This is a genomic window from Kocuria sp. CNJ-770 (assembly GCF_001942375.1).
Taxonomy (GTDB): domain Bacteria; phylum Actinomycetota; class Actinomycetes; order Actinomycetales; family Micrococcaceae; genus Kocuria; species Kocuria oceani.
In genome coordinates this window covers 1-9,618 of sequence record NZ_MKJW01000159.1, presented here as the reverse complement: position 1 = coordinate 9,618, position 9,618 = coordinate 1, and the positions used below count along the sequence as shown (strand labels likewise).

Genomic DNA, 9,618 nt, shown 5'->3' with positions numbered 1-9,618 from the left:
GCGCCGGTGGGCGCGGCGGCCTCGTGCGGGTCCCCGAGGACGAGCACCGGCACGTCGGCGAGGTCGGCGGTCAGGAGTAGCGCCGGTGGGCGCGGCGGCCTCGTGCGGGTCCCCGAGGACGAGCACCGGCACGTCGGCGAGGTCGGCGGTCAGGAGCAAGGGGTCCTCCAGGGGGAGAGCGGGGATCGGGGAAGCACGCATGCCATGGTCGCGCCCCTACCAGAGTGGGGCATCCGTGTTACAGCCTGGTTGCTGTGTGACGTCCTGTGACGGCACCTGCTCGTGCGGCCCGGCGCTTCTAGGCTGGGCGCATGAGCACCTCCGATGCCCCCGTCCTGCTGGCCTGCGCCCACGGCACCCGGTCCCCGGCCGGGCGCGCGGCCGTGTCCCGCCTGGTGGACGCCGTCGCCGCCGAGCTGCCCGGGACCGAGGTGGTTCCCACCTGGGTCGACGTGCAGACCCCGGACCTGGCCGCCCGCACCGAGGAGTACGCCGGGCGCCCGGCCGTGGTGGTCCCGCTGCTGCTCTCGGCCGGCTACCACGTCTACGTGGACGTGGCCGAGGCGGTGGCCGCCGACGAGCTCCACCGGGTCTCCGGCGCCCTGGGCCCGGACCGGGCGCTGGCCCGGCTGCTGGCCCGCCGGGTGCACGAGGCCTGCGCGGCCGCCGGGGCCCCGCTGGGGGAGGCCGACGCCGTGGTGCTGGCCACCGCCGGCTCCTCGGACCGCCGGGCGGTGGTCGACTGCGCCGCGGTGGCGGAGTTGCTGGGCGAGGAGCTGGCGCGTCCGGTGGCCGTGTCCTACCTGGCCGCCGCCCGCCCCCGCGTGGCCGAGGCGGTGGCGTCCGCCCGGGCCGGCCTGGCGGACGGGGGCCGCGTCGTCGTCGCCAACTACCTGCTGGCCCCCGGCTACTTCCTGGACCTCTCGCGTGCCGCCGGGGCGGACGTGGACACCGAGCCCCTCGCCGTGCCGGAGGGGGAGGTCCCGCCCGAGCTCGTGGACGTGGTGGTCTCCCGCTACCGCTCGGTGTCCTGACCCCCGCACTCGCCGAACCCGGGCGCCCGCGTGAGTCCCCGCTGGATGCGCCGAGTCCCCCATGAGCTCGCAAGTCCCCCCGATCGGACGGGGGGACTTGCGAGCTCATGGGGGACTCGGCGGATGGAGTGCCTCGATGTGGGGCACTCGACGCGCGGGGGGGAGTCCCTCGATGTAGGGGACTCAGCAGGTGGAGTGCCCCGATGTGGGGGACTCGACGCGCGGGTGGAGTGCCCCGGTGTGGGGGACTCGGCGGGAGGCGGGTCAGTCCCGGACGCGCCTGAGGTCCGCGTCCTCGTAGCGGACCATCTTCGAGCCGGTGACCAGCTTGTGGCCGAACCACAGGGCCAGGAACAGCGGCAGGCCGATGTAGGCGGTGAGGGCGGCCGTCAGGTCCACCTCGCCGAGGAAGGCCTGGTAGTTCTGCCCCAGGATCACCACGGCGCACAGCGCGAGTGCGATCACGGGGCCCAGCGGGAAGAACCGCGCCCGGTAGGGCAGGTCCGCCAGGTCGTGGCCCTGGGCGGTGTAGGCCCTGCGGAACCGGTAGTGGCTCCAGGCGATGCCCATCCACACGATGAACCCGGCCAGGCCCGAGGCGCTGACCAGCCAGACGTAGGCGTCCCCGTCCCCGATGAAGGTGGTGAGGAAGGACGCCCCGCCCACCAGGGTGGTGGCGAGCAGCGCGTTCATGGGCACGCCGCGGCGGTTGACCTTGGCCAGGAAGCGCGGCGCCTTGCCGCCGTCGGCCAGGGCCCAGAGCATGCGGGTGGAGGCGTAGAGCCCGGAGTTGCCGGCGGAGAGGATGGCGGTGAGGATCACCGCGTTCATCACCGAGGCGGCCGCCAGCACGCCGGCGTTCTCGAACACCAGGGTGAACGGGGAGATGGAGATGTCCTCGACGTCGCTGGTGAGCAGGTTGGGGCTGGTGTACGGGATGAGGAAGCCGATCACGGTGATCGCGCCCACGTAGAAGAGCAGGATGCGCACGAACACGGTCCGGATGGCCTTGGGCACGTTCTTCTCGGGGTCCTCCGCCTCACCGGCGGCCACGCCGACCAGCTCGGTGCCCTGGAAGGAGAAGCCGGCCACCATGAAGATCGCCAGGATGCCCAGCCCGCCGCCCACGAAGGGCGCCTCGCCGGTGGTCCAGTTCTCGAACCCGGGGGACTCGCCGCCCAGGATGCCCACGATCATCAGGATGCCCAGCACCAGGAAGATCACCACGGTGACGACCTTCACCAGGGAGAACCAGAACTCGCTCTCGCCGTAGGCGCGGGTGCTCAGGGCGTTGAGCAGGAACAGGATGAGCAGGAACGCCCCGGACCAGATCCAGGACGGGACGTCCGGCAGCCAGTAGCGCATGATCAGCGCGGCGGCCACGAGCTCGGCGGCCACGGTGATCGCCCAGTTGTACCAGTAGTTCCAGCCGATGGCGAAGCCGAAGGACGGGCTGACGAAGCGGGTGGAGTACTCCTCGAACGCGCCGGAGACCGGCAGGTACGTGGCCATCTCGCCCAGGCTCTGCATCAGCAGGAAGACCATGAAGCCGATCACGACGTAGGCCAGCAGCGCCCCGCCCGGGCCGGCGGTGGCGATGGTGTTGCCGGAGGCCACGAACAGGCCGGTGCCGATGGCCCCGCCCAGCGCGATCATGGTCAGGTGGCGCGGTTTGAGGCTGCGGCGCAGCTTCTCCTGGGACTGCAGCTGCGCCTGGGTCGCAGGCGCGCTCTGCTCGGCCCGAGGGCGTGCGGTGGTGGTCACGCGGAATCTTCTCCTCTGGTGCGGTGGACGGATCACGGCAGGAGGAGGTTCGGTGGCGCCGTCCCCCCGAACGGTCCTGGCCGATTATGGGTGCAGAGGTTGCAGAGGGGAAATCGGCGCGGAGCCGCGCCACAGGGCGTCCCCGTACGATGGGCGGGTGGAATCGCAGACCGGACCGGGGCAGCAGGGCACACGCCACCCGTCCCGCTGGGTGGCCGTTGTGGCCCTTCTCACCGGTTCCGCCCTCCTCCTGCTCGCGGCCACGCTCGGGGCCCGCTGGGCGTGGGACCCTGCGCCGACGGCCGAGGAGGAGATCTCCTGCGCCCCGTACGGACTGGAGGGCGTGAGCGTCGCGCCCCGCGGCGAGCGGGGGCCGCTGAGCGACGGGCCGGTGCTCTCCGGGGGCGTGCGCCTGCAGGAGGGGCCGTCCGACCGGATGAACGTGGCCTTCGAGCACGACGGGGTGACCAGCAGCTACCACGTCTTCGCCGACGGCGTGGACTGGAGCCGGCCGGTCGGGGTGGTCTTCCGCCTCCACGGCGACGGCGCCTACGAGTTCCACAACCCCCAGCACAAAGTCTCCTGCCTCGCGGAGGTGGCGCGCAGCCACAACGCGGTGCTCGTGGCACCCCGCACCCCGGACCGGCAGGGCGAGCCCACGTGGTGGGAGGACCTCGACGGCAACGCCGAGTGGTTCCTGGCCCTGGCCGAGCAGGAGATCTTCCCCGTCTACGACGTCGACCGCTCCCGCACCTGGCTGCACGGCTACTCCGGCGGGGCGGAGTTCATCAGCTACGAGCTGCTCGCCGACCGCGTGGACTTCCTGCAGGGCGGCGGGGCGGTGCTCACCGGCGGCGGGGGGGACCCGGCCACGGGCTCCTCCCGGCCCACGGAGGAGCAGCTCGAGAACCTGCTGCTGCACTGGGACGTGGGCCTCGACGACGACGGCTCCGACCCGAGGGCCCCGTTCGACGCGCTCTCGGCGGCGGCCGCCGGCCACGCCCACTACGAGGACGCCGGCTACCGGCGGACCAGCGTGCGCTACCGGGAGGGCGTCGACCACTTCGAGCTCCCCGAGGCGCGGGTGCTCGGCGAGGTCCTCACCGCGGCCGAGGACTGAGCCGGGCGTGCGGCCGGGCACGTGATCCATCTCTCCCGGATCCCGGTCCGGCCTGCAACGACGCGGCCGGGGGCGGGTGCGGCCGGGCGCGGACGGGGCGCCCCGCCCTCACCGGCTTGCAATAGCATATGACCGCCCGTACGGTGCCGTAGAGAAGAAATATGTCGGCGGGGACCGACGCAGGGGGAAGGCCGGTGCGGGGGCATCGAGCCGAGACAACGACTCTTTCGCGGTGCGCCGACCCGGCGCCCCGCTCCTGGAGCGCCTTCCACACCGACACCACCGGCCCTGTGGGTTCTTGCGTCCCGCCGACACAGCCGCTGCCAGATCCGCAGCGGCGTGAACGTCGATGGGGGACATCAATGACAGTGCGCTCGACCATGCGCAGCGGCTCGACCCGCTCGGGGGGCGGCCGGCACCTGCTCGAGGACCGGAACCCGGACCACGACCCGCAGGAGGACGCCGAGCTGCTCGACCGGGCCCTGCACACGCAGTCGCTGCCGCAGGTCCCGGGCCGCGCCGTCTTCCCGGTCGAGTCCGCCCCGGCGCCCCGCACCCTGGTGGACGTCGTCATGGACACCGTCTCCCGGCACCCCGACGCCACGGCGGTCGACGACGGGACCACGGTGCTCAGCTACGCCGAGTTCCTCGAGCGCGTCGAGGCGCAGGCCCAGCGCCTGTGGGACCTCGACATCGGGCGCGGGGACCGGGTGGGCATCCGCGTGCCTCCGGGTCCGTGGACCTCTACGTCGCGATCCTCGGCACGATCTTCGCCGGGGCCGCCTACGTGCCGGTGGACTTCGACGACCCGGACGAGCGCGCGGCCACGGTGTGGGAGGAGGCCTCGGTGTGCGCCGTCTACGGCGCCGGCCTGGCCCTGGAGACCCGCACCGGCGTCCGCCCCGGAGCGGACTGCCGTGAGCCCGGCACGGGCGACGACGCCTGGATCATCTTCACCTCCGGCTCCACCGGCAAGCCCAAGGGCGTGGCGATCAACCACCGCTCGGCCGCCGCCCTCGTGGACGCCGAGGCCGAGCTGTACCTGCCCCGGCGCCCGCTGAGCCCGGGCGACCGGGTCATGGCGGGGCTCTCGGTGGCCTTCGACGCCTCGTGCGAGGAGATGTGGCTGGCCTGGCGCTCCGGCGCCGCCCTGGTCCCGGCTCCGCGCGCGGTCGTGCGCTCGGGCACCGATCTGGGCCCCTGGCTGGTCGAGCGGGGGATCACCGCCGTCTCCACGGTGCCCACCCTGGCGTCCATGTGGCCGGCCGAGGCGCTGAGCCGGATCCGCCTGCTGATCTTCGGCGGCGAGGCCTGCCCCAACGAGTTGGCCGCCCGCCTCGTCCACCCCGGCCGCGAGGTCTGGAACACCTACGGGCCCACCGAGGCCACGGTCATCGCCACCGGCGCCGTGCTCACCGGTGAGCCGCCCGTGCGCATCGGCCTGCCGCTGCCCGGGTGGGAGCTCGCCGTCGTCGACCCCGCCGGCAACCCCGTGCGCTGGGGCGAGGAGGGCGAGCTGATCATCGGCGGCGTGGGGCTGGGCCGCTACCTGGACCCCGCCAAGGACGCCGAGAAGTTCGCGCCGATGGACACCCTGGGCTGGGAGCGGGCCTACCGCTCCGGTGACGTGGTGCGCGCCGACCCCGAGGGCATCGTCTTCGTGGGCCGCGCCGACGACCAGGTCAAGATCTCCGGCCGCCGCGTGGAGATGGGCGAGATCGACGAGCAGATGAGCCGGCTGCCCGGCGTGCAGGCCGGCGCCGCGGCGGTGCACACCACCCCCGCCGGCAACCAGATCCTGGTCGGCTACCTGGTGGCCGACGCCCCGGGCTCGGTGAACCTCCCGGAGGCCCGCAGCCTGCTCGCCGACCGCCTCCCCGGCCAGATGGTGCCCGCGCTCGCGCTGATGGACGAGCTGCCGCTGAAGACCTCCGGCAAGGTGGACCGCAAGGCCCTGCCCTGGCCGCTGCCGACCGACGGTGCGGACGCCGTCGGCTCCCCGGTGGACGCCGAGCTCGAGTGGCTCGCCGCCCTGTGGGCCGATCAGCTGGGCCCGCTGCCCATCGACGAGGACAGCGACTTCTTCGCCCTCGGCGGCACGTCCGTGGCCGTGGCCAAGCTGGTCTCCGAGATCCGCCGGAGCTACCCGGACGCGGAGATCGCGGAGATCTACCGCCACCCCACTCTGACCGGCATGCACGAGTACCTCGCCGGGCTCGCCCCCGTCGACGTCGCGGCCCAGAACGCCGCGCGCACCCGGCAGGTGGCCGACACCCCGCGCTGGAACGGGCTCGTGCAGGTCCCCTTCCTGGCGGGCCTCTACGCCGTCTCGGGGCTGCGCTACGTGCTGGGCTCCGCGATCGTGGTGTGGCTGCTGTTCAACCTGCTCGGCGCCACGTGGGTGCCGAACCCGCCGCTGCTGCCGCTCGTGGTCGGCTGGCTGGTGCTCTTCGCCCTGCCCGGCCGCCTGGTGCTCACCGCCCTGTTCATCCGGCTGCTCACCTTCCGGCTGCGCCCCGGCGCCCACGCCCGCGGCTCCTGGACCCACCTGCGGGTCTGGATGGCCGAGCGGGTGCTGATCTTCAACAAGTTCGAACCCCTCATGGGCACCCCCGTGATGGTGCTGTTCTTCCGCCTGCTCGGCAACCGGGTGGGCCGCGGCGCCCACCTCGACACCCTGCCGCCGGTCAGCGGGCTCGCCTCGATCGGCGACGGCGCGGCCGTGGAGCACGAGGTCGACCTCTCCGGCTACTGGCTCGAGGGCGACGTCCTCCACCTCGACGGCGTCACCGTGGGCGCGCACGCCCGGATCGGCACCCGCACGCTGCTCAGCCCCGGCGCGGTGGTCGAGGACGGCGCGGAGGTCGACCCCGGCTCCCACGTCACCGGCACCGTCCCCGCCGGGCGGCTGCAGGGCGGCTCCCCGCTCGAGGACCTCGGTCCCGCCGGCGCGAGCTGGCCGGAGCCGGCCCCCGGGCACGCCCAAGGGTTCCGCAACGGCCTGCTCTACGCCCTGGGGCTCGGCACCGTCGGGCTCCTGCCCGTGCTCGCCGTGGTCCCCGGCGCCCTGATCGTGTTCACCCAGGTCCAGGGCATCGAGCTCTACGAGCGCGTCTTCCCGGTCCTGGCCCTGTGGGTGCCGGTCTTCGCCGTGCTCACGGCCCTCGTCTACCTCGCGCTGCTCGTGGCCGTGGTGCGCCTGCTCGCCGGGCTGATCACCCCCGGTCACCACCGCGCCGACGGGGCCGCGGCCTGGGCCGTGTGGCTGACCGGTGTGCTGCTGCAGAAGAGCCTCGTGTCGACCTATCCGGTCTACGCCTCGATCGCCACGCCGTTCTTCCTGCGGCTGCTGGGCGCCCGTGTGGGCAACCAGGTGGAGATCTCCACCGTGGAGACCCTTCCGCACTTGACCACCTTCGAGTCCGGCTCCTTCATGGCCGACCACTCCCTGGTCAGCTCCGCGCGCACCGGCTTCGGCTGGGTGCACGTGGGCCGCTCGACCGTGGGGGAGCGCTCCTTCGTGGGCAACTCCGGGATCGTGGGACCCGAGCGCGACGTCCCGGCGGACTCCCTGATCGCCGTGCTCTCCTCCGCCCCGGAGCACGCCGAGGCCGGCACCTCCTGGCTGGGCCGGATGCCCGAGCCGATCAGCCGGGTCAGCGACGCCGCCGACGAGGACGTCACCTACCGGCCGCGCCGGCGGCTGCTCGTGGCGCGAACCCTCGTGGAGTCCCTGCGGGCCGTGCCGTTCATGGTCACCGCGTGGATCGACCTGGCCATCGTCTACGTCCTGACCACCGTCTACATGCGCGCCGAGGGCGGCCTCGACGGCATCGTCTCGGCCCTGCTGTGGGCCACGCCCGTGGTGCTCGCCGCCGGCGTGCTGGCCTCGCTGGTGCCCGTGATGGTCAAGTGGGCGCTCATGGGCCGCTTCCGCGAGGGCGAGCGCCCCCTGTTCAGCTCCTTCGTGTGGCGCAACGAGCTCGCCGACACCTTCGCCGAGTCCCTGGCGGTGCCCGGGCTGATCCGCCTGGCCGTGGGCTCCCCGGTGTTCAACGTGTGGGCGCGGCTGATGGGCGCGCGGATCGAGCGCGGCGTGTGGTGCGAGACCTGGTGGCTGCCGGAATTCGACCTGGTCCACCTCGGCCGCGGCGTGTCCGTGAACCGCGGCACCGTGCTCCAGACGCACCTGTTCCACGACCGCATCATGCGGCTGCAGCCGGTGTCCATGGAGGCAGGGTCCACGCTGGGCCCGAACAGCTTCGTCCTCCCGGGCAGCACCGTGGAGGCCGGGGCGACCGTGGGCCCCGGCTCCCTGGTGATGGCCCAGGAGACCGTGCCCGCCGGCAGCACCTGGGGCGGGAACCCGATCCGGCCGCTGCACGTCCCGGCCGGCGAGCTCGTGGGCGGCGGGGGATCGAACCGGTGAGCGCCGTCGACCCCACCACCACCCGGGGCGGGGGCACCGCGGTGCTCAACGTCCCCGGCCCCGCCGGGCGGCGCACCAAGCGCCGGCTGGTCGGCGTGGACGCCGCCCGCGGCTTCGCGCTGCTGGGCATGGTCGCCGTGCACACGATGCCGGTCTGGGACGAGGAGGCCGGGCGGGCCTCGCTGAGCTGGTCCCTGTTCGCCGGGCACTCGGCGGCGCTGTTCGCCACCCTGGCCGGGGTGAGCCTGGCCTTCCTCTCCGGCGGCCGCACCCCGCACGAGGGCCGGCGGCTGGCCGGGGACCGGGCCGGACTCGTGGGCCGCGCCGCGGTGATCGCCCTCGTCGGCTTCCTCGTGGGGTTCGTGGCCCCGCCGGTGAACAACATCCTCATCTACTACGGGATGTTCTTCCTGCTGGCCATTCCGTTCCTGGGCCTGCGGATCCGCCACCTGCTGGCGGCCTCGGTACTGTTCGCCGTGCTCTCCCCGTTCCTCATGCAGTGGTCCCTGGAGGTGCTGCCCGCCCACGTCTACGGCAACCCCACGCTGTGGAACCTGGTCACCGAGCCGGTCACCGTCCTGTCCCAGCTGCTGCTCACCGGCACCTATCCGGCCCTGCCGTACATGAGCTACCTGCTCGCCGGCCTGGCCCTGGGCCGGATGAACCTCACCAGCCGGAAGGTGCAGCTGTGGCTGGTGGGCGTGGGCGCGGCCACCGCCCTGCTCGCCTGGACGGTGTCCATGGCGGCGCTGCTGGTCTTCGGGGTCTACGAGCGGATCTGGTCCGCCACCCCCTGGATGTCCGAGGAGCAGATCGACTCCATCCTGGTCTTCGGCCCCGAGCCGTCCCTGCCGACCACCACCCTGTGGTGGCTGACCGTTCCGGCCCCGCACAGCAACACCCCTGCGGCGCTGTTCGTCAGCCTGGGCATGGCCGTCTTCGCGCTCGGCGCCTTCCTGCTGCTGGCCCGGCTGATCGGCAAGGCCCTCACCCCGCTGGCGGCCGCCGGGTCCATGACCTTCACCCTGTACACGCTGCACCTGCTGTTCCTGGCCACGGGGGTCTACGACCTCGCGCCCGGGTTCTGGTTCTGGATGCAGCTGGCGGTCTTCGGACTGCTGGCCGTGGCCTGGCAGCGGGCGGTGGGCCAGGGCCCGCTCGAGAAGCTCGTGGCCCGCGTCTCCAAGGGCATCACCCGCAGGGTGGCGGCCCGCCCCCCGGCGGAACCGAGCCGCTGAGCAAGCCCCCCCGAGCCCCCCACCTGACCACCG

At 73.4% G+C, this 9,618-nt stretch carries 5 protein-coding genes and 1 pseudogene; 5 read left to right on the top strand and 1 reads right to left on the bottom strand.

What is annotated here, in order from left to right; genetic code table 11:
* Window positions 1-311: 311 nt before the first annotated feature.
* Entirely contained in the window at window positions 312-1,034 is a 723-nt protein-coding gene (locus tag BJF77_RS18610) for a sirohydrochlorin chelatase (protein ID WP_075873098.1), read from the top strand.
* A gap of 264 nt (window positions 1,035-1,298) precedes the next feature.
* On the opposite strand, the gene BJF77_RS18605 is transcribed toward BJF77_RS18610, so the two are convergent.
* Complete coding sequence (locus BJF77_RS18605; protein WP_369821447.1) at window positions 1,299-2,798, bottom strand: amino acid permease; 1,500 nt, start codon at window positions 2,796-2,798, stop codon at window positions 1,299-1,301.
* 157 nt (window positions 2,799-2,955) lie between these two features.
* On the opposite strand from BJF77_RS18605, the gene BJF77_RS18600 reads away from it, so the two are divergent.
* From BJF77_RS18600 to BJF77_RS18590, 4 genes and pseudogenes are all read left to right on the top strand, one after another.
* On the top strand, window positions 2,956-3,918 hold the full coding sequence (locus BJF77_RS18600) for a hypothetical protein (protein ID WP_187347300.1): 963 nt from the start codon (window positions 2,956-2,958) through the stop codon (window positions 3,916-3,918).
* A 161-nt stretch (window positions 3,919-4,079) separates the two neighbouring features.
* A pseudogene (locus BJF77_RS22930) lies at window positions 4,080-4,598 on the top strand (hypothetical protein); the annotation flags it as partial.
* 56 nt (window positions 4,599-4,654) lie between these two features.
* A complete protein-coding gene (locus BJF77_RS18595) occupies window positions 4,655-8,347 on the top strand; it encodes a Pls/PosA family non-ribosomal peptide synthetase (protein WP_369821446.1) in 3,693 nt (1,230 codons plus the stop codon).
* The gene (locus BJF77_RS18590; RefSeq protein ID WP_083665266.1) at window positions 8,344-9,585 is read left to right on the top strand and encodes a heparan-alpha-glucosaminide N-acetyltransferase domain-containing protein; all 1,242 of its coding nucleotides are present in this window, start codon (window positions 8,344-8,346) and stop codon (window positions 9,583-9,585) included. The genes BJF77_RS18595 and BJF77_RS18590 overlap by 4 nt, the downstream gene beginning before the upstream one ends.
* Window positions 9,586-9,618 lie beyond the last annotated feature (33 nt).